Below are 22700 nucleotides of genomic sequence, written 5' to 3' on the forward strand. Positions count from 1 at the left end.
CGCGGTTCGACCGGGCGCGGACGCAGACGAACGGCCTCATCGTCCCCTGAGCGGGACGTGAGGGCGGCTGCGGCCGTCGTGTGAGCGAGGGGCGGGACCCGACCGGGTCCCGCCCCTCGCTGCGTCCGGGGGTGTCGGTGGGAGTGCGGGGGCGTGGAACCGGGCGTGGAACCGGGCGTGGGACCGGGCGTGGGAACGGTTCGGGTGTCGTCCTGGCGACCGGCGCGCCGTCCCCACACCTGCACCCACGTCGGGCCGGGCATGGGGCCGGGCATGGCACCGGGCATGGGGGCGGGCATGGGAACACCCGTGGGTGTCCCCTCGACGTCGTGGGGGCGACCCGTTCGGGACACCCACAGCTGACTCCACGTGGGTGTCCCGATGGGTGTCACCGTGAGAACGGGCGTGGGAACGGCTCGGGCGTCGTCCTGACGACCGGCGCGCCGGCCTCACCTGCACCCACGTCGGACCGGGCATGGGGCCGGGAATGGGACCGGGTGTGGGTGGGCGGAGCCCTCACCCCGCCCCGCGGGGCTCGGTGCCCGCGGGCAGGTGCCGGTCGAGCTCGGCGAGGAACGCGCGGGTCGCGGCGGAGGCGCCGTCGCCGGCGTGCAGGACGGAACTGCGGCGGGCGGGGCCGTCGACGACGGAGACCGTGTGCAGGCCGGAGCGGTCGAGCACGGTGGAGGCGGGCAGGAGGGCCGTCCCGACGCCCCGGCGCACGAGGTCGAGGACGAGGGTCACGTCGTCGGACTCCACGACGACGTCGCGCACGAGGCTGGCCGCCGCGAAGGCGGCGTCCGTCTGGCGGCGGCCGCCGGTGCCGGCGGGGAAGTCGACGCAGGGACGGGCGGCGACGTCGCGCAGGCGCACCCGGCGCCGCCCGCTCCACGGGTCGTCGGCGGCGACGACGGCCACGTGCCGCTCGACCGCGAGGAGCCGGCGTTCCACCCCCGCCGGGGGTTCGGTGAGCGGCAGGCCGACGAACCCGACGTCGAGGGAGCCGTCGCCGACCCCGGTGAGGGTCGCGTCGCTGCCCTGGACCACGACGGAGGCGCGGACGGCGGGGTGACGTCGGTGCAGGTCGGTGAGGACGTCGGCGAGCCGGACCTCCGGCAGCGTCGGGACGGTCCCGATGCGCAGCCGGCCGGCGACCGCGCCGCCCGCGGCGACGACGTCGGTGCGCAGGCGGTCGAGTTCGGCGAGCACGGAACGGGCCCGGGGGAGCAGGGCGGCCCCCGCCGCGGTCAGCCGGACGCGGCGGCTGGTCCGCTCGAAGAGCCGGGTCCCGAGTTCGGCCTCGAGCGCGGCGACCTGGTGGCTCAGCGCGGACTGGGCCACCCCGAGCTGCGCCGCGGCGCGGGTGAAGTGCAGTTCACCGGCGACGGCGAGCACGCACTGGAGCTGCAGGGGGGTCACGGGATCCAGTCTCGGCCGGGGTGCGCCGACCTGTCGATCGCGATCCGCGATCGGTCGGGCCCGGCCCATCGCTTGGACAGCGGCACCGGGCAGGCGCACGATGAGGCACGTGCTGACCCGCCCGCTGCTGCTGCTCATGGCCGTCACGACCGGCCTGACCGTCGGCGGCAACTACGTCAACCAGCCCCTGCTCGACACCATCGCCGCCGACCTCGGCGTCGGGGATGGCCGGGCGGCGGCGCTCGTGACCGTCGCGCAGGTCTCGTACGGACTCGGTCTGCTGCTCGTCGTCCCGCTCGGGGACCTGCTGGAACGGCGCCGGTTGCTCGTCACCCTCGCCGTGCTCGCCGCGGTCGGGCACGCCGTCTGCGCGCTCGCCCCGACCTACGCCGTGCTCGTCGTCGGCACCGCGGTCGCAGGGGTGTTCTCGGTGGCGGCGCAGGTCCTCGTCCCGTTCGCCGCCGAACTGGCCGAACCCGGCCGCGAGGGGCGCGCCGTCGGGACGGTCATGAGCGGGTTGCTCATCGGGGCCCTGCTGGCGCGCAGCGTCTCCGGGGCGCTCGCCGAGGTCTGGGGGTGGCACGCGCCCTACGCGCTCGTCGCCGTGGGGCTGCTCGTCATCGCGGTGCTGTTGCGCCGCAGGCTGCCCCGAGTGACCCCGACGGCCGAGGGCGGCTACTTCGCGACGCTCGCCTCGGCCGCGCGGCTCGTCGTCGAACTGCCGCGGTTGCGGACCCGCGCGCTCCTGGGCGGGCTGGGGTTCGCGGGGGTCTCGGTGCTCTTCGCGACGACGACGTTCCTCCTGGCCGGTCCGCGCTTCGGCCTGTCGGAGCTGCAGATCGGTCTCGTCGGGCTCGCCGGGGTGGCCGGTGCGTCGATGGCCTCCCTCGCCGGCCGGATGGCGGACGCGGGCAAGGGGCAGTGGGCCACGGGCATCGGGGCCGTCGGGCTCGTCGCCACGTGGGGTCTGCTGGGGTTGTCGAGCTCGGTGTGGCTGACGTCCCTGCTGCTGTTCGTCCTCGGGTTCGGACTCGCCGACATGTTCCTGCAGGCCGTCCACGTCTCGAACCAGAACGTCGTCTACCCGCTGCGGCCCGACGCCCGGGCGCGGCTGAACTCCGTCTACATGACGACGTACTTCGCCGGTGGGGCGCTCGGGTCGGCCGTGGGGTCGGCCGCCTGGGGTGCCGGCGGCTGGCCCCTCGTCAGCGCCGTCGGGGCGGGTTTCGGCGTCCTCGTGGTGCTCGTCTGGTTCCTCGACCTGCGCCTGGAACGGACCGGGCGGGTGCTCAGCCCCGTCGGCGCCGGTAGCCGATGAACCCGCCGATGCCGCCGACCACCACGACGACGGCGATCCCGGCGGCGATGAGGCCGCCGTCGCCGTCCGAGGCGACGGGGTTCGACGGGTCCACGACGGCCGGGCTGGAGCTCGGCGCGCTGGGCGACGCGCTCGCGGAGGTGCCCGAGGACGGGCTCGAGGACGACGTCGTCGCGCCACCGCCCGCCGCCCCGGTCGCGGTGAAGGAGAAGCTGCCCGAGACGGGATGACCGTCGGAGGACGTGATGCGCCACTCCACCTGGTAGGTCCCGGCCGGTCGCGCGCCCGTCAGCGGTTCGGAGACGGTCGCGTCGACGATCTGCGGGTTCCCCTCCGAAACCGTCCCGTCCGGTCCGGTCACGCGGACCTGTGTGCCGAGCGCGAGCGGGGTCGAGGACATCGTCAGGACGACGGCGTCCGGGGCGGTGGCGACGGTGGCGCCGTCCGCGGGGTTGGTCGACTCGAGGCGGTCGTGGGCCGCCGCCGGCCCCGCCGTGGCCAGTCCGCCCGCGAGCGCCAGGGCGCCGGCGGCCGTCACCAGCACCGTCCGGCGCCCTCGCCGGCGGGCCGGGGCGGGAGCGGTGGACCGGGGGGCTGCGGTGGTCGGCACGTCCCAAGACTACGGAGCGTCGGAGACGACGGGGTTTCCGGCCCCGGTACCCCGATGTCGTGTCGCTCTTGACGACTCGCCCGTCACCCGATTGGCTGCCCCGCGTCACGTCTTCACCGACTGTCACAAGATGCACACTTCTAGTAATCCTTCACTCTGCTCCCGCTGGAGGACCCTGTGGTCGCCCGTCGTCCGCTCACCACCACGGCGCTCGCGATGGGGGTGGGGATCCTCCTGACCGTCGCGCCCGCCCTCCCCGCGACGGCCGCCCCGCCGTCCACCGCGCCGCCCGCCCCCACGACGCACTTCTCGGACGGCAACTACGTCGTCACGCTCGCGCAGGACCCCATCGCCGGTTACGACGGCTCCGTCCCCGGCATCCCGAAGCTGAAGTCGGCCGGCGGTCAGCTCGACATGACCCAGTCCACGACCCGCCGCTACCGCGACCTGCTCCTGTCGGCGCAGACGAAGGTCGCCGACGTCGTCGGGGCCGTCCCGCAGCAGCGGTACACCGTGGCGCTCAACGGGTTCAGCGCCCACCTCACGGGGGCCCAGGCCAAGAAGCTGGCCGGCACGACCGGCGTCGTCTCGGTCGCCCCCGACGTCACCCGGCACCTCGCCGACACCACCACCGGCAGCCAGGGACAGGCCCAGGTCTCGGCCTCGGCGGCCGCCGGCGCACCGGTCGGGACCACCGCGGACTACCTCGGCCTCACGGGGAGGAACGGCGTCTGGAACCAGCTCGGCGGTGTCGCCAAGGCAGGTCGCGGGATCGTCGTCGCCGACCTCGACACGGGCCTGTGGCCCGAGCACCCCTCGGTCGCGGGTTCCAAGCTGCCGGCCAAGGCCCCGGCGAACGACCCCTACGGTCCCTACCTCAGCGGGTCGACCATCCGGATGGCCAAGGCCGACGGCGGCACCTACACCGGGGTCTGCCAGACCGGTCAGGACTGGACCGCCGCGAACTGCTCGACGAAGGTCGTCGGGGCGCGCACGTTCGACGACGGGTTCCTCGAGGCCCACGCGCTCTCGCCCGACGAGTTCGACTCCGCCCGCGACAGCGACGGGCACGGGACCCACACGGGCACCACGGCCGTGGGGAAGAACGGCGTCCCCGCGACCATCCAGGGCGACTCCTACGGCAAGGTCACCGGCATCGCCCCGGCGGCCGCGCTCGCCGTCTACAAGGTCTGCTGGACGTCCGACGAGGGCGACAACGGCTGCCAGACCTCCGACCTCGTCGCCGCGATCGACCAGGCCGTCGCCGACAACGTCGACGTCATCAACTACTCCATCGGGTCCGACCCCTCGCCCGACCCGACCGACCCGGTCGAGCTGGCCTTCCTGTCCGCGGCTTCCGCCGGCATCTTCGTCTCGGCCTCGGCCGGGAACTCCGGTCCGGCCGCCTCGACGGTCGACCACCAGAGCCCCTGGGTGACCTCGGTCGCCGCCGCCACCTCCGTCCTGCACGAGGGCACGGTCGTCCTCGGCGACGGCACCAAGCTCGTCGGTGCTCGCCTGCAGCAGAAGCCGTTGGCCTCCGCGCCGATCGTCCTGGGCTCGGCCGTGAAGATCCGCCAGGCCCCGGCCGACGACGCCGACAAGTGCCTCGACGGGTCGCTCGACCCGGCCAAGGCGAAGGGGAAGATCGTCGTCTGCGAACGGGCCATCACGGCCCGCGTCGCGAAGTCCGCCGAGGTCGCCCGCGCCGGCGGCGTCGGGATGGTCCTCTACAACCCGACCCCGAACTCCCTCGAACCCGACGCGCACTCCGTGCCGACGGTGCACCTCGACACCACCGCCGGCGAGCGGGTCGTCGCCTACGTCAAGGGGACCCGGAACCCGACGGCCTCCTTCCAGGTCGGCAACACGACGGGCAAGCCCACCGCGACCCCGCAGATCTCGGCGTTCTCCTCGCGCGGCCCCGCGCTCGTCGACGACGGTGACGTCCTCAAGCCCGACCTCACGGCGCCCGGTTCCGGGGTCATCGCCGGGTACTCGCCGGTCGCCTCGACCAACGGCAAGGACCTGTTCGCCCCCGAGTCCGGCACGTCGATGTCGGCCCCGCACGTCACCGGCCTCGCCGCCCTCTACCTGGCGGCGCACCCCGAGTTCACGCCCATGATGGTCAAGTCGGCCCTCATGACGACGGCCCGCGACCTCGTCGGCGCGGACGGCAAGCCCGTGCGCGACGTCCTGTCCGGCGGGGCCGGTTTCGTGGACCCGACGAAGATGCTGACCCCCGGTCTCGTCTACGACTCCACGCCCGTCGACTGGCTGCGCTGGCTCGAGGGTTCCGGTGTCGACACCGGCACCGGCCTCGAGGCCGTCGACCCCAGCGACCTCAACCAGGCCTCCATCGCGGTCGGGGACCTCGTGGGGACGCGCACCGTCACCCGCTCGGTGACGGCCGTGACGGGCGGGCTCTACTACGCCCAGGCGTCCGTGCCCGGGTTCGCGGTGTCGGTGCAGCCCAGCGTGCTCAACCTCCAGCCGGGGCAGACCGGGCAGTTCCGCGTCACGTTCCGCCGCACGACCGCCCCGGTCGACCAGTGGACCGCCGGCTCGCTCACCTGGACCGGTGGCGACCGCCTCACCGTCCGCTCGCCCGTGGCCCTCAAGCCGCTGACGCTCGGCGGGGTCCCGGCGGACCTCACCGCCCCCGCGGGGCGGTCGGGTTCGGTGCAGGCGACGGTCCTGCCCGGGACCACCGGTTCGCTGGACCTCACGACCTCCGGCCTCGTGGCCGGTGACACCCGCAGCGGCCGCGTGCCCGTCGGCGACGTCTGGGAGTTCCCGGTCACCATCCCCGAGGGCACGACGTTCACCCGCTTCGACCTCGTCGGCCAGGTCGGGTCGGACGTCGACCTGTTCCTCTACACCGACGGCGGGACGCTCGTCGCCCAGTCCGCGACGAGCGCGGCGGACGAGCGGATCGACGGGTTCGTCGAACCGGGTCGGTACGTCCTGCAGGTCTCCGGCTACGCCGGTGCCGGGGGTGCCGCCGACGCGGGCTACGCCGTGACGTCCTACGTGCTGGGTGCCGGTGCGGGCGTGGGGAGCTTCCGGGTCAGCCCGGACCCGCTGCGCCTCGTCCAGGGCCGTCCCACGACGCTCACCGCGTCGTGGAGCGGGCTCGACCCGGCCAAGCGGTACCTCGGCACGATCGCCTACGGCGACTCCGCCCAGCGGACGGTCGTCAGCGTCGGCTGACCCGCACGCGCCGGCACCGGCCGGCGCTGCCCCCGGACCACGGCCCGGCCACTTCTCAGAGGTGGCCGGGTCGTGCCGCGTCCGGGTGGGCGCTCGAGCGCCCCACCGCAGCGGCCGTGGCACAGTGGCCCGGTGCAGCAGCCAGGGACCCAGCGGACCGAGCCGACGAACACGGGCGCCATCGCGGGCATCGTCGCCTCCGTCGCGGGCCTGGTCGTCTCCCTCGTCATCGCCCCGCTGTCGATCGTCATGGGCCTCGTCGTCGTGGGCTTCGGGGTGCGGGCCCTGCGCACCGGCCACCCCGACCGCGTCTGGTGGACGGTCGCCCTCGCCCTCGCCGTGGTGTGCGTCGCCGTGGGGGTCGCGGCGACGGTCGTCGTCTTCGGGTGAACCCGTTCGTCGTCGCCGCCGCGGTCGACCCGGGGACCCAGGAGGTGTTCGACCGTCTGCGGCGCACGCACTTCCCGCCCGAGCGCAACCGGCTCGCGGCGCACCTGACCCTGTTCCACGCCCTGCCGGGCGACGCCCTCGGCGACGTCCTCGACGCGGTGCGGCGCGCCTGCGCGCGGCCGGCCCCGACCGCGCAGGTCACCGGTGTGCGGTCCCTGGGGCGCGGGGCGGCGCTCGTCGTCGCGAGCCCGGGGTTGAGCGCGGCGCGGGCCGCGGTGGCGGCGGACTTCGCGGGCCGGCTGACCCGGCAGGACGGGCACGGCTTCTCCGCGCACGTCACGGTGCAGAACTTCGTCGACCCGGCCGTGGCGCGCGCCACCGTCCAGCAGTTGACGGTGGAGCTGACGCCCTGGGAGTTCACCGTCACGGGCCTCGCCGTGCACCGCTACGCCGGCGGCCCCTGGGACCACGTCGAGACGGTGCCCTTCGGCTAGTCCCGTCCTGCCGCCACGGGCACTCGCCGTCGACCGGGACGTCGACACGACCGAGCATCGTGGCGGACGACCGCGAGGTCGCCCAGGGCGCCGCGACCGTGACGCTGCAGGGACATCGCCGCGTGAGGGGCATCTCGATGCGGTGCCCACGGTGACGATCGAGAGCGCGTGCTGGTTGCGCCGGCAGCAGCTGGGACCGCGTCCAGTGGGGTGATGGTGAAGTCGCCGGAGAGCAGGACCGGTTGCCGAAAACACCCACAAGGCGTTGTGCTGATCGGCAGACTCGTCCGGTGACGAGCTTCCCGCTTCCCCGTGGCGCCAACCGCGAGCTGCCCGCGCACGTCTGCCGCGGCGGACACCTCGACGTCATCGCCTCCTGGCCAGCCCCTGCAGGAGCGGACGCGGTTGACGTCGCCGTCGTCGCGGTCACCGCCGACGGCAAGGTGCGATCGGATGCCGACTTCGTCTTCTACAACCAGTCGACAGGTGTCGCCGGATCCGTGCGGCACCTGGGCCAGGTTGCTCAAGGAGGCCGAGCCTTCGACGGGGTTCGTCTGCAGCTGGATGCTGTCTCCTCCGACATCACCGCCCTGCACGTGACGTTGAGCGCCGATGGTGGCCTCATCGGGCGGATCGAGGGCCTCACCGTCACGCTGCACGACGCCGCTCAGCAGGTTGTCGCGCAGTTGGACCTGATCGGTGCCGGCAGTGAGCCGGCGCTGATCGCCGTCGAGGTCTACCGCCGCGGCGATGGCTGGAAAGTCCGCTGCGTCGGCCAGGGCTGGGACGAGGGGTTGGCTGCCCTGGCCCGGCACTTCGGCATCAGCGTCGAGGAGGACGAAGACACCACCCCTGACATCGACAGCAGAGCTACGCCGACTCCGACCTCGCCCGTCGGGCACCATGCGCCGGCGGGATCACGTGAGCCGGCCGCTCACTCTCGAGCACAGTCTTCGAGCGTCTCCGCGGATGACTCACTGCAGACCGAGTCCGCGACACGGTCTCGCTGGCTGGGCCGCCGCCAGCGGGCGCGTGAAGAGGACAACACCGCCCTCAGGGCTCAGCTGGCGAGTCTCGGCGGGACCGATGCCGTCCGACTGAGCGAGCAGGTCCGTCAACTGCGATCGGCGTTGTCGACGGCCGAAGCCGACAACGCGTTCCTGCGCGAGCAGGTCCAGCAGTTGGGTGCGCTCGATGCGGTGCAGTTGACCGCCGAGACCGCGGCCCGGCGTCTGACACTGGCGCAGCAGCAAGGTCACGCCGATCGGCGACTGCACACCGCCCGACAAGAGTTGGAGGTGGTGAATCGTGACATCGCCGCTGCTCAGGCCGATCTGGCTCTGCTGCGGGAGAGCTTGATCGTCACCGACGAGGAGGCGGTACTGCAGGAGGCCGGGATCTACCGCTACTCCCACCCGCTGGACGATGCCGTCGCCTACAAGGCCCGTCTGGCGAAGCTCAAGGACAACATCAAAGCGATGGTTCGCGACGGTGGGGCGGTGCTGGCGACGACGAACTGGCAGGTCAACGGTTCTAGCCGTGATGGCGCCAAGATGGTCAAGGAAACCTCGAAGCTGATGCTGCGAGCCTTCAACGCCGAAGCCGACAACTGCGTGCGCAGCGTCCGCCCTCACACCGTGCACACCGCGACACAGCGGTTGGAGAAAGCCGCCGAGACCATCGCCCGGCTGGGATCGATGATGTCGATCCGTGTCAGCGAACGCTACTTGCGTACCCGGCTGCAGGAGATTCGCTTGACCGCTGATCACCTGGCCAAGGTCGAGGAAGAACGGGAACGGCTGCGGGAGGCCCGTGAGCAGGCTCGTGAGGCAGTCAAGGCCTTGGCCGACTTCGAACGGGAGAGGGCCAAGCTGCGCCGGGAGGAAGAGCACTACCTCGCCGCGCTGGAGGTGGCGAGCACCGGTGTCGCATCCTCTGCGGCCGTCGCGGACCTGCGGGCCAAGCTGCACGACGTCCAGGAGGAGATGGTCAAGGTCGATGCCCGCCAGGCGAACCTGCGCGCCGGCTGGGTCTACGTGATCTCCAACTTGGGCGCGTTCGGCGAGCGGATGGTCAAGATCGGCATGACCCGACGTCGTGATCCCATGGACCGGGTGCGCGAGCTGGGTGACGCTTCCGTGCCGTTCCGGTTCGATGTGCACGCGCTGATCCAGAGCGAGGACGCCGTCGGCTTGGAGGGCAAGCTGCACAACATCTTCGCCGAACAGCGCGTCAACCGCGTCAACCGGCACCGCGAGTTCTTCTACGCCACCCCGGCCGACGTGCGTGAGGCGCTGGCAAAGATCGCCGGTTCACACCTGCTGAGCTACAAGGACTTCGCGGAGGCGCTGGAGTGGCGCCAGAGCGGTGAGCACCTGACTCCGACGACTCCCCGGGCTCCATGAGGGGCCTTGGCCTCGGCTTGCATCCCGTGATCTCGCTTCCGAGAGGATGCGCGGCCTCCGGGGGTGAGCGGGTGGTCGTCGTGCCTGGCGTGCACCCGGACCTCGGCGTGAGCGGACGAGGTGGGCACTCACGGCGACCGCCAGGCAGGCCCGGTTCGTCAGGTCCGCAGCGCCCCCGCGGCCAGGACCGCGGCGGGGAGCTCGGCCAGCACGCGGTCGACGTCGTCGTCCGAGGAGCCCGTGCCGAGGGTGAAGCGGACGGCCGTGCGGGCCACGTCGGCGGACAGACCGGTCGCCAGCAGCACGTGGGAGGCGTCGTCGGAGCCTGCGGCGCAGGCCGATCCACTCGAGCAGACGATCCCCACGGCCTCCAGTTCGGCCAGCACGGTCTCCCCGCCGACGCCCTCGAAGCAGAACGAGGCGTGCCCCGGGAGCCGGTGGGTCCGCGACCCCGTGAGGCGGGCGCCGGGCACCGACGCGAGCACACCGTCGACCAGCCGGTCGCGCAGGGCCTGCAGGCGCGGGACCTCGACGGCGCGGGCGGTCGCGGCGAGGTGGAGCGCCACGGCCGTCCCGACGGCCGAGGCCACGTCGCTCGTCCCCGAGCGGCGACCGAGCTCCTGCCCGCCGCCGTGCAGGACGGGCGCCAGCGGGACCGACCCCCGCACCCAGAGGAACCCCGCGCCCCGCAACCCGCCGAACTTGTGGGCCGAGGCCGACAGCGCGTCGACGCCGAGGCGGTCCACGTCGAGGTCGAGGTGCCCCGCGGCCTGGACGGCGTCGGTGTGCAGCGGGATCCCGGACCGGTGGCAGAGCGCGGCGATCTCCGGCAGCGGCTGCACCGTGCCGATCTCGTTGTTCGCGTACATCACCGACACGAGCGTCGTGTCCGGTCGCAGCAGCCGTTCCAGTTCCGCGAGGTCGACCCGGCCCTCCGCGTCGACACCGACGACGTCGACCGTGAACCCGCTGTCGCGCAACGCGTACGCCGTTTCCAGGACGGCCGGGTGCTCGACGGCGGAGACCACGACGTGCCGCCCCCGGGGGTTCGCGGTGGCGATGCCCGTCACGGCGAGGTTGTCGGCCTCGGTGCCGCCGGCCGTGAAGACGACCTCCCCGGGCCGGGCGCCGAGCACGTCGGCCACGGCCCCCCGGGCGGCGTCGAGCCCGGCCTTGGCTGCGCGGCCCACCGCGTGCGCGCTGGAAGGGTTCCCCGTGACGCTCGTCAGGTACGGCCAGACGGCCTCGAGGACCTCGCGCCGCGGCGGGGACGTCGCGGCGTGGTCGAGGTAGGCCGTGGTCGTGCCGGCGGGGGTGTCCACCTCAGGCGCCGAGCACGGTCGTGTCGAGCCCGAGGTCGAGGGTGCGGGCGTTCTGGGTCAGCGCGCCCACCGAGACGAGGTCGACGCCCTGCTCGGCGATGCCCCGCACGGTCTGCAGCGTGACGCCGCCGCTGGCCTCGACGAGGGCGCGCGAGCGCGACCGGACGAGGGCGACACCGGCGGCGAGGTCGGCCAGGGAGAAGTTGTCGAGGAGGACGACGTCGACGTCGGCGGCCAGCACGGCCTCGAGCTGGTCGAGCCGGTCCACCTCGACCTCGATCGTCGTCGTGTGGGACACGTTCTCCCGCACGGACTTCAGGGCCGTGGTGACGTCGAGCCCGCTCGCCAGCAGCACCGCGAGGTGGTTGTCCTTGACCAGGACGGCGTCCGACAGCGACCAGCGGTGGTTGTGTCCGCCGCCGGCCCGCACGGCGGCCCGTTCCAGCGCGCGCAGACCCGGCGTCGTCTTGCGGGTGTCGACGATGCGGGCGTCCGTGCCGGCGACCGCGTCGACGAAGGCGGCCGTGAGGGTCGCGACGCCCGACAGGTGCTGCAGCAGGTTCAGAGCGATCCGCTCGGCCCGCAGGACCGCGCGCGCCGTCCCGCGGACGCGGCCCAGGACGTCGCCCGCCGCGAAGCGGGTGCCGTCGGCGGCCAGCTCCAGCGTCTCCAGCGTGCCGGCGGTGAGGGCCGCGGCCTGGGTGAAGGCCTCGCGCGCGGCGGCCGACCCGGCGAGCACACCGGGTTCGCGGGCGACGAGCTGGGCGTCGGCGAGCGCGTCGGCGGGCAGCAGCGACTCGCTCGTCACGTCGCCCCAGGGGGCGTCCTCGGCGAGGGCGAGCGCGACCACGCTCGCGGGGGTGGTGGGGGTCACGCGGTCCTCCGGAGGCTGCGGCGGCGCGGCTGCGCCGGGGCGGTGGGGTGGTCGGAACGGAAGTGGGCGCCGAGGCTCTCCTCGCGGGCGGTCGCGGCCGCGACGAGCAGCTGCCCGGCGAGGAGGAGGTTGGCGTCCTCCCACGTCGACCGGGGCACGTCGAGGTCGTCCGCGTCGAGCTCGACGGGGGCCTCCTGCGGGGTGAGCAGCTTCGTGGCGACGGCGAGGCCGGGGGCCTCCCGCACCAGACCCGCGTGCTCCCACAATGCGGCCTGCAGGTCGAGGCGGCCGACGTGGGCGGCGACGGGGCGTGCGGCCGCCTGCACCTCGGTGACCTCGTCGTCGGCGAACTCCGCGGCGCCCGGTCCGCTGGTGATGTCCGCGACGACCGCCCCGCCCACGACGAGCGCCTCCAGCAGGGAGTTCGACGCGAGCCGGTTGGCGCCGTGCACCCCGGTGCAGGCCACCTCGCCCGCGGCCCACAGCCCGGGCAGGGAGGTGCGTCCGGCGGCGTCGGTGCGGATGCCGCCCATCCAGTAGTGCGCGGCCGGGGTGACGGGCACCGGGTCGTGCTCGGGGTCCAGGCCGGCCTGCGCGCAGAGCGCGGCGATGCCCGGGAACCGCTCGGCGAACGGGCGTCCCAGGGCCGTCGAGACCCCGGTCGCGTCGAGCAGCACCGGGGTTCCGCCCTGCCCCGCCATGGCCGTGGCGATCGCCCGGGCCACGACGTCGCGCGGCGCGAGTTCGCCGCGGGGGTCGGCGTCGAGGGCGAACCGGCGGCCCGTGCGGTCGCGCAGGACGGCACCCTCGCCGCGGACGGCCTCGGACACGAGGAAGGGGGTGGCCACGGCCGCCACGGTCGGGTGGAACTGGAAGAACTCCAGGTCGGCCACGAGCGCGCCCGCGCGGAAGGCGGCCGCGAGCCCGTCGGCGGTCGCGACGGCCGGGTTCGTCGTGTGGCTGAACAGCTGGCCCGCCCCGCCCGTGGCGAGCACCACGGCGTCGGCGTGCACCCGCAGCAGGGTCAGGGGGCCCTCGTCGGCGGCGCCGACGGCGAACTCCGCCCCCGTGACGCAACCCTCGGAGGTCAGCAGCCCCAGCAGGAACGCGTCCTCGCGCACGTCGACGTCGCTGCGCCGCACGGCGTCGGCGAGGGCCTGGGAGACCGCGGCTCCCGTCCGGTCGCCTCCGGCGTGCAGGATCCGGGGGGTCGAGTGCGCGGCCTCCAGGCCGAGGGCCCAGCCACCGCCCTCGTGCCGGCTGCGGTCGAAGGCGACCCCCCGTTCGGCCAGCACCCGCACCGCCGCCGGCCCGGCCGCGCACAACGCCCGGACGGCGGCGGGGGCGGACAGCCCGGCGCCGGCGGCGAGGGTGTCGGCGACGTGCGCGGCGACGTCGTGCGGGCCCGTCGCGGCGGCGATCCCGCCCTGTGCGTAGGCCGTGCTGCCCTCGCCCAGGGTCGTCTTGGTGGCCAGCACGACGCGGCCGTGGCGGGCCGCCTCCAGCGCGGCGGTCAGGCCGGCGACACCGGCGCCCACGACGAGGACGTCGGTGTGCACCTCCCGGGCGGCCGGGCCCGACCGCCGCGTCACGCGCCGACCGCCAGCATCCGCTCCACCGCCGTGCGGGCGTTGGCCGCGACGTCGGGGGCGACGCTCACCTGGTTCACCACGCGGCCCTCGACGAGGGACTCCAGGACCCAGGCGAGGTAGGCCGGGTGGATCCGGTACATCGTCGAGCACGGGCACACGACGGGGTCGAGGCACTCGATCGTCAGGTCCGGCCGGGTGTCGGCCAGGCGCCGCACCATGTTGACCTCCGTGCCGATGGCGAACGCCGTGCCCGCGGGCGCGGCGTCGACGGCGAGCTGGATGTACCGCGTCGACCCCGCCTCGTCGGCGGCGTCGACGACCTCCATCGGGCACTCGGGGTGCACGACGACGCGGACGTCGGGGTTCTTGGCGCGGGCCTGCGCGATCTGGTCGACCGTGAACCGCTGGTGCACCGAGCACCAGCCCCGCCACAGCACCACGCGGGCGTCGAGGAGGTCCTGCTCGGAGTTCCCGCCGCGCGGTTTGCGCGGGTCCCACACCGGCATGTCCTCGACCGCGACCCCCATGGCCTTGGCGGTGTTCCGGCCCAGGTGCTGGTCGGGGAAGAACAGGACCCGCTGTCCGCGCTCGAACGCCCACTCCAGCACCTCGCGGGCGTTGGAACTCGTGCAGACGATCCCGCCGTGCGCGCCGCAGAACCCCTTGAGGGCGGCGGCGGAGTTCATGTACGTCACGGGGACGACGGGAACCTTGCCGTCGGCGTCGGGTTCCGTGCCGTACACGGCGGCGAGCTGGTCCCAGCAGGCCTGGACGGCGTCGATGTCGGCCATGTCCGCCATCGAGCAGCCCGCGGCGAGGTTCGGCAGGATCACCGGCTGGTCGTCGGTGGTCAGCAGGTCGGCCGTCTCGGCCATGAAGTGCACGCCGCAGAACACGACGAACTCGGCCTCGGGGTGCTGCAGCGACTGCTGGGCGAGCTGGAAGGAGTCGCCCACGAAGTCGGCGTACTGCACGATCTCGTCGCGCTGGTAGGCGTGTCCGAGGATCGTCACCCGGGAACCCAGTTCGGCCTTGGCGGCCCGGATGCGCCGGTCCAGCTCCTCGGCGGGCAGCAACCGGTACTGCGCCGGGATCTGCTGCTGCACGGGGGAGTCGGCCGGGGCCGGGTCCTGCCGGGACGCGCCCGCGCCGTAGGTCGGCAGGGGCAGCGGCTGACCGGGGACCGCGTCGAACTGCCACGGAGCGGTGGGCAGGTCGGGGTCGCAGGTGCTGTCCGCCCCACCCGGGGCGCGGGTGAGCAGGGCGATCTGCGTGGGGACGGACGCCATCGTGCTGCTGCCTTCTCTCGGAGTTCCGCGCGGGACTGCGCGGGTGCGTGCTGGAACTGGTCAGGCGAGGGGGCCCGCGGTCCGCAACGGGCCGGCGGACCCGTCGGGCACCACGGCCCGGTAGAGCTTGGGCGGCCGGTGCCGACCGCCCGTCTGCCGTTCGCCGGTCTCGACGACGGTCCCCGACGCCTCGACCTGGCGGCGGAAGTTCGCGGGGTCCAGCGGTCGCTGGAGCACCGCCTCGTGCACCTCGCGCAGCTGCGCGAGGGAGAACTGCTCGTCGAGGAAGTGCTGGGCGACGTGGGCGAACTGCACCTTGGTCCGGAGCCGCCACAGCGCGTACTGGACGATCCCGTCGTGGTCGAAGGCCAGGCCGGTGCAGTCGTCGGCCGACGTCCAGCGGACGTTCTCGCCCTCCACGGCCGCGGCGGCCTCGTGGTTGCGCACGAGCGCGGAGTAGACGACGGAGACGACGCGCTGGCCGGGAGAACGGTCGGGGCGGCCGAAGGTGTAGAGCTGCTCGAGGTAGCTCGGCCGCAGGCCGGTCGTCTCGGCCAGGGTGCGCCGGCCGGCGTCGGACAGGCTCTCCTCCAGCCGCACCCACCCGCCCGGCAGCGCCCACTGGCCACCGAAGGGGTCGCGCGTGCGGCGCACCAGCGGCAGGTGCACGCGCACGTCGCCGTGACGGTCGGGCAGCAGGGCGAAGATCACCGTCGACACCGCGACGAGGATCACCTGCTGGGACGTGCTCATGAGGAGGCCGGACCCCGGATCAGTAAGGGTGGTTCTGACAACAACTGGTCGGCGAGCACTGTAGGCCCCCGTTGCGCGATCGACAAGCCGCCCGCTCAGACGTGGACGGGCCCCCGTCGCGGGCCCGCCGCGGGCCCGTCGGAAGTGAGGGGGAAATACGGGGTGACAACCCCGCGTCGGCAGTCGTACCGTCGAGGTACACGGGAAGGAGGTGGTCCGAACACATGGTTTCTCATCGGACGCGTGAGGTGGCTGCCCGCTAGCAGCTGCGTGCAGGACGCGGACCGCTCTGGTCGCCCCGCGCAGCGCGGCGAATCCACGGCAGTCACCGGGTCCCCGGGCGCCGGGTTGTCCACCGGCCCACGTCGACGGTCTCGTGACCGGCGGCGCGGAAGCGCCCGGGGGCTTTCCGCGTCCCCGGGCCTGTCCTCACCGGGTGGTTGACCCGGACAACGACCTATCCTCGGTCTGTGAGCTCACCACCCGCCGCCACGCGGCGGCGCCTGTTCGCCGACACCACCCCGTTGCGCGAGGTCCCGGCCTTCCGGTGGCTCTGGATCGGGCAGTCCCTCGCCGGCATCGGCACCCAGCTGACCGTCGTCACGGTGGGGCTGCAGGTCTACGCGCTCACCTCCTCGACCTTCGCCGTCGGTCTCGTGGGCGTCGTCGCCCTCGTCCCGCTCGTGGGGCTGGGCCTGTACGGCGGGGCGCTCGTCGACGCGCACGACCGACGTCGCGTCGCGCTCCTCGCCTCCTCGGTCCTGTGGGTCCTCTCGATCGCCATCGCGGCCCAGGCCTGGTGGCACGTGGACTCCGTCGGTCTGCTCTACGCCCTCGTCGCGCTGCAGAGCGCGGCGTTCGCCGTCAACAACCCGGCCCGGTCGGCCATCGTGCCCGGCATCGTGCCGCGCGAGCTGCTGCCCGCCGCCAACGCCCTGTCCGGGACCACCAACGCCATCGCCCTCACCGTCGGCCCGCTGCTGGCGGGCTTCCTCGTCGCCACGTGGGGGTTCCAGGCCGCCTACACCGTGGATGCGGTGACCTTCGTCGCCGCGCTCGTGGGGGTCCACCGCCTGCCCCCCATGCGCCCGGACGTGGTCGAGGGCAGCCACCGGCCCGGGCTGCGCTCGGTGCTGGAGGGGATCCGGTTCCTCGCGACCCGCCCCAACGTCCGCACGACGTTCCTCGCCGACCTGTGCGCCATGGTCCTGGCGATGCCGCGCGTCCTCTACCCGGCGCTGGGTGCGGCCGAGCTCGGCGGGGGAGCGCGCACGGTCGGCCTCCTCGGGGCGGGTTTCGCGGTCGGGTCGGTCCTCGCGGGGTTGCTCTCGGGGCCACTGGGGGGCGTCCGCCGGCAGGGCGCGGTCGTCATCGGCTGCGTCGCCGTCTACGGCGCCTCGATCGCCGCGTTCGGCGTCGTGCTCGTGGCCGCACCCGACGGTGCGACCGGCAAGCTCTGGGCCTGCGTGGGGCTGCTGGCCGTCTCGGGCGCCGCCGACGCCGTCAGCTCGATCTTCCGCGGCACGATCCTGCAGGTCGCGACGCCCGACGCGTTGCGCGGGCGGTTGCAGGGCGTCTTCATCGTCGTCGTCGCCGGCGGTCCGCGCCTGGGCGACCTCGTCCTGGGGTCGGCCGCGACCGGGGTGGGGGAGGGTTTCGCGGCCCTGGCCGGTGGCGTGGCCTGCGTCGTCGCCGTCCTGCTGCTGGCGAACGTCCAGCGCGGTTTCCTGCGGTACGACGCGCGGCAGCCGACGCCCTGAGGCGGTCGGAGCCCGGGGTGGCTGTGGGGGTCCTGAGACCTTCGTGTGCGTCCGGGTCCGTGACCGACACCCGTTGCGGGCGTGCGTTTCTCCCGTCCGGGAACGTTTCTGGCCGAACCCTCCCCGGCGGGCCGCGAACCAGTAGTCTGCGTCCCGGACGAACCAAGTGGGGGTACCGGTGGATCGCGACGTCGTGGGACGCCAGGGACGGGTGACCGTCCGCATCCGCGGTGCCGGGCGGCCCGGTGAGGTGACCGTGGAGGTCCGCGGCGCCACCGAGAGCTTCATCGCCTACTCCGACGGCGAGGTCCTGCTCGGCGAGGCGGTGCTCGTGGCCGCCAGCCGGGGCGACCGGGCCGTCGAGGTCTACCCCGTCCACCAACTCCGGGTGCCACCGCGCACCCCACCGGCCCAGGAGGACTGACATGTTCGGTTACCGCATCCCGCAACCGGACGAGGCGCTGCTGATCTCCGGCCGCCGTTCCCGCGACGGGGCCGAGACCCCGTTCCGCATCGTCACCGGCCACGGCGTGTTCGTCGTGCCCGTCCTGCGGCGCGCCAGCACGCTGACCCTCGCCATGCAGGAGGCCGAGGTCGACGAGGACTGCTACACGACCCAGGGGCTGGCCGTCCACGTCCGCGCGGTCATCGCGTTCAAGGTCGGTGACGACCCCGAGAGCATCACGAAGGCCGCGCGGCGGTTCCGCCGCGACCAGCGCCAGATGCCCGCCCTCGTCGGGCGGATCTTCTCCGGTCACCTGCGCTCGATCGTCGGCAGCATGACCGTCGAGAGCATCATCCGGGACCAGCAGGCGCTCGCCGAGAACATCGTGGGCGCCTCCAAACCCGAGCTCGCCCGGATCGGCCTGATCGTCGACTCGCTGCAGATCAGTCAGATCGACGACAAGAACGCCGGGTACATCGCCGCGCTCGCCAAACCCCACCAGGCGGAGGTCAACAAGGCCGCGGCCGTGGCGGCGGCCATGGCGGCCCAGCAGGCGGCGGCCGCCGAGCAGGAGAGCGCCCGGAACCAGGCCGAGTACGCCCGGCAGACCGCGATCGTGCGCGCCCAGTTCCAGGCCGAGGTGGACGCCGAGCAGCGCAAGGCCGCCGCAGCCGGGCCGCTGGCGGACGCGACGGCCCAGCAGGCCGTCATCGAGGCCCAGCAGGAGGTCGCGCGTCGCAACGCCGACCTGCGGCGCGAGCAGCTGACGGCCGAGGTCGTCCGGCCCGCCGAGGCGGAGGCGGCCCGCGTGCGCATCGCCGCCGAGGCGGAGGCCGACGCGATCCGCCGCCGTGCCGAGGCCGCCGCCAGCAGCGACCGCATCGCGCTGGAGCAGCGGCTCATCGAACTGCTGCCCGAGATGGTCCGCGCCGCCGGTGCCGGGCTGGGTGGGGCCAACGTCACCGTCCTCAACGGCGCCACCGGGCTCAACGAGGTCGTGGCCCAGCTCGCCGGTCAGGGGTCGGCGGTCCTGCGCTCGGTCCTGGAGGGGTTCGAGTTCAGCGACCGCAAGGACGACACGGGCGGGAAGGGCACGCGCGAGGAGTCGGGGAACCGTCCCCGCGCCCAGCTGGAACCGTGAGCCCGGCGCCCGCGGCGAGGCTCACCCCTTGACGCGGGCGTAGTCGTCGAGGGCGACCTTCCGCTCGAGGGCGTGGTCGACGATGCGTTCGGGGTAGCCGTGCGCGTACCCGTCCTCGACGTCCCACGGCGTGTGCGCGGCCTTGCCGGGCACGTGCCGCAGCTCCGGCACGTAGCGGCGGACGTAGTCGCCCTGCGGGTCGAACTTCTGGCCCTGCGTGACGGGGTTGAACACACGGAAGAACGGGGAGGCGTCCGTGCCGGACCCGGCGACCCACTGCCAGCCGTGGTTGTTGCTCGCCAGGTCGCCGTCGCGCAGCCAGCGCAGGAACTCCCGCGCGCCGTGCTGCCACTCCACGTGCAGGTCCTTGACGAGGAAGCTCGCGACGATCATCCGGACGCGGTTGTGCATCCAGCCGACCGAGCGCAACTGCCGCATCCCGGCGTCGACGACCGGGTACCCGGTCCGACCCTCGGCCCACGCGGTGAAGTCGTCGCCGGGGTCGGCGTACCGCAGCCCGGCGAGCTGCGGCTTGTAGTACTCCCGCGCGCTGTCCGGGCGGTTCCACAGGACGTCGGCGTAGAACTCGCGCCAGCACAGCTCGGTCCGGTACGTCAGCGCCCCGTCGGAGCGCTTGCGGCGCAGGTCGGCCAGGAGCGTCCGCGGGTGCAGCTCGCCCCACTTCAGGGCGTGCGAGAGCTGGGAGGTCCCGTCGTGGTCGGGACGGTCCCGTTCCCCGCCGTAGTCGGCCAGGCCGTGCTCGAGGAACTCGTGCCAGCGGTCGTGGGCGGCCTCCTCGCCCGCCTCGGGCAGTTCGAGGTCGCCGAGGTCGGGTTCGGCGGGCCAGTGCCGGCCGTCGACGCCCTCGCCGTCGCCGATCCAGCGGACGTCGTCGGGGAGCCCGGCCGGTTCGGGCCAGCCGTGCTCGTTCCAGGCGCGGGAGAACGGCGTGAACACCTGGAACGGCTTCCCGGAGCCGTTGAGGATCGTGCCCGGCCCGATCGCGTAGGGGGTCCCGGTGCGGACGAGTTCGCGGTCGTCGTCGGCCAGGGCGGCGGCGACCTCGTCGTCGCGGCGCCGGCCGTAGGGTCCGGCGTCGGCGCTGACGTGCACCCGGCGGGCCCCGACCCGGCGGGCGACGCTGCGGACGACGTCGACCGGTTCCCCGCGCTCGACGACGAGACGGCCCCCGAGGTCGGCGTCGAGGGCGCGCAGCGAGCGCAGGAGGTAGGCGCGGCGGACGTCACCGGACGGGCCCCACAGCGCGGGGTCCACGACGAAGAGGGGGAGGACCTCGCCGTCGCGGGCCGCCTGGAGCAGGGCGGGGTGGTCGTGCAGGCGCAGGTCCCGCCGGAACCACAGGACGCCGGTGCCCTCGCGGGATGACTGGGGGGAGCTCGCCACGGTCGCCGACGCTAGCCGTGGGGCGACCGGCCCGCTATCGGGAGGCGTTCGCAGCTCCCGTGCCCGCGGGGTGCGGGGACGGGTCCGGGGACAGGGGTGCGACCACGGGAGCCGATGCCGGATGATGACCTGGTGAGCGATCTCATCGACACCACCGAGATGTACCTCAAGACGGTCTTCGAACTGGAAGAGGAAGGCATCGTGCCGATGCGCGCTCGCATCGCCGAGCGGTTGCACCACTCCGGCCCGACGGTGTCCCAGACCGTGGCCCGCATGGAGCGCGACGGGTTGCTGCACGTGGGCACGGACCGCCGCCTGCAGCTGACCGAGGCCGGCAACACCAAGGCCATGCGCGTCATGCGCAAGCACCGGCTGACCGAGCGGCTGCTCACCGACGTCATCGGCCTGGAGTGGAGCCTGGTCCACGAGGAGGCCTGCCGCTGGGAGCACGTCGTGTCCGAGGAGGTCGAGAAGCGGCTCGTCGCGATCCTGGACCACCCGCACTTCGACCCCTACGGCAACCCGATCCCGGGGCTGGCCGAGCTCGGCGAGGGCGAGGCGTCCGAGGCCTTCCGGGCCGGTGTGAAGCCGCTGACCGCCCCCGACGTCGAGGGCCGCACCGTCACCGTCCGCCGCCTCGGCGAGCCGCTGCAGACCGACGTCGAGCTGCTGGCGAAGTTCCACAGCGCGGGGCTCGTGCCCGGCGTCGAGGTCGTCGCGAAGTCCTCCGGCGCGGGTGTGGAGGTCACCGTGGGGGAGACCGTGGTGGATCTCACACCGGCCGAGGCGGGGCACATCTTCGTCGCCCTCGGCTGAGCGCGCGGCCCGCGGGGCAGACGCCCGACGGAGCCCTGCGCGCCACCTGGAACCACCCGGACGGCCCCCCGTGGAGCGTTGCGGCACAAGCCGTGACGTCCTGCCGGGGGCCGTCACCCGTTCGGCTCGCCGGATCTCGGCGATCGGGGCTGACCCATCACAGGTCGTCACAGCAGAATTCACAGGACGTCACCAGCCCGGCACCTCTTCGTCACCGGGTCGTGACATTGCGGTCGTCAGCAGGTTATGGTCCACCCGCAGCCACGACCACGCACGTGGATGCCCTCCAGCGGACGCCGAGCCCTGCCACCGCGACGAGGTCCCCCGAGACATCACATGGCAGGGGTGGGGGAACCAAGTTCTCCGGGTGAGGCCCGACCGACAGGTCGACCGAGCCCTTGGGGTGAAGCCGGTGCGAACCGGCCGGGCTACTCCCTGCCCGAACCCGACAGCTCACCTCGCAGGCGTCGGAGAGGCCACACCTTGACGACTCGCGTCCAGGCGCGCCACCGCGCTGCCGTCCGTCCGCTCACGCCCTTCACCGACCTGTCGGACAGCTTCGCCCGCACTGCCGGAGGGGCCGCTCGCACCGGCGCCGTCGCGGCTGCTGCCGGTGGCCTGCTCGTGGCGGTCGCCCTCCCCGCCGGCGCGGCTCCCGCCGCCGTCGACGCCAGCGTCGCCTCGGTCGCGAGCGCCGTCCCCGCGGCCTTCGGGACCACGGCCCCCGGTGTGGTCTCCGCCCCGGCCACCGCCACCACGCTGGCCACCACCGCCACCTTCGCCGCGGCTCCCGCCCCGGCCCCCGTGGTCGTGGCCCCCGTGCTCGAGCGCGGTGTCCGCACGGGTGACCTCGCCCCGGCGATCACCTCCAGCGTCGCCGAGAGCGCCGTCGCGGTGGCGCAGCCCGCCTCCGTGCAGGTCGCCGCCGATGCGCCCGCGCCCGCTCCGGCCCCCGCGCCCGCGGCGGCCCCGCTGGGTGTGCAGATCCTGTCGATCGCGGACAACTACGCCGGTGTGCCCTACGTCTACGGCGGCACCACGCCGTCCGGCTTCGACTGCTCGGGCTACACCAGCTACGTGTACCGCCAGATCGGCGTGAACATCCCCCGCACCGCCAACGCGCAGAAGCAGGCCGCCCAGGCCATCTCCCGCGACGCCGCGGTCCCCGGCGACCTGGTGTTCTTCTCGAACTCCGGTGGGCGCGCGTACCACGTCGGCATCTACGCCGGCGACAACATGATGTGGGACGCCCCCCGCACGGGGAAGCCGGTCGCGCTGCGCGCGATCTGGAGCAGCGCGGTGACCTTCGGCCGCCTGGCCCCCACCGTCTGACCCGAAGCACCACGCGAGAGGCGTGCACCGCGTTGCGGGCGCCCTGCAGGCGCAGCCGCTTGCCGAGGCGGATGTACCCGAAGCCGGTGGCCGGGTGCGACGGCGCGATGCCGATGGTGACGA

18 protein-coding genes and 1 riboswitch are annotated in these 22700 nt (G+C 73.9%); of the genes, 10 read left to right on the plus strand and 8 right to left on the minus strand.

The window, feature by feature from the left end; genetic code table 11:
* Positions 1-516 precede the first annotated feature (516 nt).
* Positions 517-1419, minus strand: a complete 903-nt coding sequence (locus AB0637_RS23710) for a LysR family transcriptional regulator (RefSeq protein WP_366175182.1) — start codon at positions 1417-1419, stop codon at positions 517-519.
* Positions 1420-1519: 100 nt separating this feature from the next.
* Here AB0637_RS23710 and AB0637_RS23715 point away from each other — a divergent pair, with 100 nt between their 5' ends.
* Entirely contained in the window at positions 1520-2737 is a 1218-nt protein-coding gene (locus AB0637_RS23715) for an MFS transporter (RefSeq protein ID WP_366175184.1), read from the plus strand.
* On the opposite strand, the gene AB0637_RS23720 is transcribed toward AB0637_RS23715, so the two are convergent.
* Complete coding sequence (locus AB0637_RS23720; RefSeq protein ID WP_366175185.1) at positions 2709-3347, minus strand: copper resistance CopC family protein; 639 nt, start codon at positions 3345-3347, stop codon at positions 2709-2711. The two genes, AB0637_RS23715 and AB0637_RS23720, sit on opposite strands and share 29 nt — an antisense overlap.
* Before the next feature lie 177 nt (positions 3348-3524).
* Here AB0637_RS23720 and AB0637_RS23725 point away from each other — a divergent pair, with 177 nt between their 5' ends.
* The 4 genes from AB0637_RS23725 to AB0637_RS23740 all read left to right on the plus strand — a co-directional run bounded on the left by AB0637_RS23725 (position 3525) and on the right by AB0637_RS23740 (position 9849).
* The gene (locus AB0637_RS23725; RefSeq protein WP_366175186.1) at positions 3525-6560 is read left to right on the plus strand and encodes a S8 family peptidase; all 3036 of its coding nucleotides are present in this window, start codon (positions 3525-3527) and stop codon (positions 6558-6560) included.
* 132 nt (positions 6561-6692) lie between these two features.
* Positions 6693-6950 (plus strand): hypothetical protein, encoded by a 258-nt coding sequence (locus AB0637_RS23730; protein WP_366175187.1) that lies wholly within the window; start codon positions 6693-6695, stop codon positions 6948-6950.
* Positions 6947-7444: a 2'-5' RNA ligase family protein gene (locus tag AB0637_RS23735; protein WP_366175188.1), complete on the plus strand. Its 498-nt coding sequence runs from the start codon at positions 6947-6949 to the stop codon at positions 7442-7444. Before AB0637_RS23730 ends, AB0637_RS23735 begins: the two co-directional genes overlap by 4 nt.
* Positions 7445-7734: 290 nt before the next feature.
* Positions 7735-9849 carry a DUF4041 domain-containing protein gene (locus tag AB0637_RS23740; protein ID WP_366175189.1) on the plus strand — a complete coding sequence of 705 codons (2115 nt, stop codon included), beginning with the start codon at positions 7735-7737 and terminating at the stop codon, positions 9847-9849.
* A gap of 158 nt (positions 9850-10007) precedes the next feature.
* Here the strand turns inward: AB0637_RS23740 and AB0637_RS23745 are convergent, their stop codons facing one another.
* The 5 genes from AB0637_RS23745 to AB0637_RS23765 are packed head-to-tail and all read right to left on the minus strand — an operon-like array spanning position 10008 to position 15679.
* Positions 10008-11171: a cysteine desulfurase family protein gene (locus AB0637_RS23745; RefSeq protein ID WP_366175190.1), complete on the minus strand. Its 1164-nt coding sequence runs from the start codon at positions 11169-11171 to the stop codon at positions 10008-10010.
* A gap of 1 nt (position 11172) precedes the next feature.
* Positions 11173-12045: a carboxylating nicotinate-nucleotide diphosphorylase gene (nadC, locus tag AB0637_RS23750; RefSeq protein WP_366175191.1), complete on the minus strand. Its 873-nt coding sequence runs from the start codon at positions 12043-12045 to the stop codon at positions 11173-11175.
* Positions 12042-13637, minus strand: coding sequence for an L-aspartate oxidase (gene nadB / locus AB0637_RS23755; protein WP_366175192.1), 1596 nt, complete (start codon positions 13635-13637; stop codon positions 12042-12044). Before nadB ends, nadC begins: the two co-directional genes overlap by 4 nt.
* Positions 13634-14926 carry a quinolinate synthase NadA gene (gene nadA, locus AB0637_RS23760; protein ID WP_366175193.1) on the minus strand — a complete coding sequence of 431 codons (1293 nt, stop codon included), beginning with the start codon at positions 14924-14926 and terminating at the stop codon, positions 13634-13636. Before nadA ends, nadB begins: the two co-directional genes overlap by 4 nt.
* A gap of 60 nt (positions 14927-14986) precedes the next feature.
* The gene (locus AB0637_RS23765; RefSeq protein WP_366175194.1) at positions 14987-15679 is read right to left on the minus strand and encodes an NUDIX domain-containing protein; all 693 of its coding nucleotides are present in this window, start codon (positions 15677-15679) and stop codon (positions 14987-14989) included.
* A gap of 470 nt (positions 15680-16149) precedes the next feature.
* Here AB0637_RS23765 and AB0637_RS23770 point away from each other — a divergent pair, with 470 nt between their 5' ends.
* From AB0637_RS23770 to AB0637_RS23780, 3 genes are all read left to right on the plus strand, one after another.
* Positions 16150-17439 (plus strand): MFS transporter, encoded by a 1290-nt coding sequence (locus AB0637_RS23770; RefSeq protein WP_366175195.1) that lies wholly within the window; start codon positions 16150-16152, stop codon positions 17437-17439.
* A 211-nt stretch (positions 17440-17650) separates the two neighbouring features.
* The gene (locus AB0637_RS23775) at positions 17651-17863 is read left to right on the plus strand and encodes a hypothetical protein (protein WP_366175196.1); all 213 of its coding nucleotides are present in this window, start codon (positions 17651-17653) and stop codon (positions 17861-17863) included.
* Between the two features lies 1 nt (position 17864).
* A complete protein-coding gene (locus AB0637_RS23780; protein ID WP_366175197.1) occupies positions 17865-19025 on the plus strand; it encodes a flotillin family protein in 1161 nt (386 codons plus the stop codon).
* 21 nt (positions 19026-19046) lie between these two features.
* Here the strand turns inward: AB0637_RS23780 and AB0637_RS23785 are convergent, their stop codons facing one another.
* Positions 19047-20429, minus strand: coding sequence for a deoxyribodipyrimidine photo-lyase (locus AB0637_RS23785; RefSeq protein ID WP_366175198.1), 1383 nt, complete (start codon positions 20427-20429; stop codon positions 19047-19049).
* A gap of 132 nt (positions 20430-20561) precedes the next feature.
* Here AB0637_RS23785 and AB0637_RS23790 point away from each other — a divergent pair, with 132 nt between their 5' ends.
* Both AB0637_RS23790 and AB0637_RS23795 read left to right on the plus strand, forming a co-directional pair.
* The gene (locus AB0637_RS23790) at positions 20562-21245 is read left to right on the plus strand and encodes a metal-dependent transcriptional regulator (RefSeq protein ID WP_366175199.1); all 684 of its coding nucleotides are present in this window, start codon (positions 20562-20564) and stop codon (positions 21243-21245) included.
* Positions 21246-21529: 284 nt separating this feature from the next.
* Positions 21530-21727, plus strand: a riboswitch (cyclic di-AMP (ydaO/yuaA leader).
* 1 nt (position 21728) lies between these two features.
* The gene (locus AB0637_RS23795; protein ID WP_366175200.1) at positions 21729-22577 is read left to right on the plus strand and encodes a C40 family peptidase; all 849 of its coding nucleotides are present in this window, start codon (positions 21729-21731) and stop codon (positions 22575-22577) included.
* The last annotated feature ends 123 nt before the right edge of the window (positions 22578-22700 follow it).

The sequence above is a fragment of the Kineococcus sp. NPDC059986 genome (assembly GCF_040702905.1).
In the GTDB taxonomy this organism is placed as follows: Bacteria; Actinomycetota; Actinomycetes; order Actinomycetales; family Kineococcaceae; genus Kineococcus.

Bases quoted from the DNA above. Each gene is read 5' to 3' on its own strand.
- AB0637_RS23715 (WP_366175184.1), top strand. From the start codon at position 1,520: ATGAGGCACGTGCTGACCCGCCCGCTGCTGCTGCTCATGGCCGTCACG.
- nadA (WP_366175193.1), bottom strand. From the start codon at position 14,926: ATGGCGTCCGTCCCCACGCAGATCGCCCTGCTCACCCGCGCCCCGGGT.
- AB0637_RS23765 (WP_366175194.1), bottom strand. From the start codon at position 15,679: ATGAGCACGTCCCAGCAGGTGATCCTCGTCGCGGTGTCGACGGTGATC.
- AB0637_RS23780 (WP_366175197.1), top strand. From the start codon at position 17,865: ATGTTCGGTTACCGCATCCCGCAACCGGACGAGGCGCTGCTGATCTCC.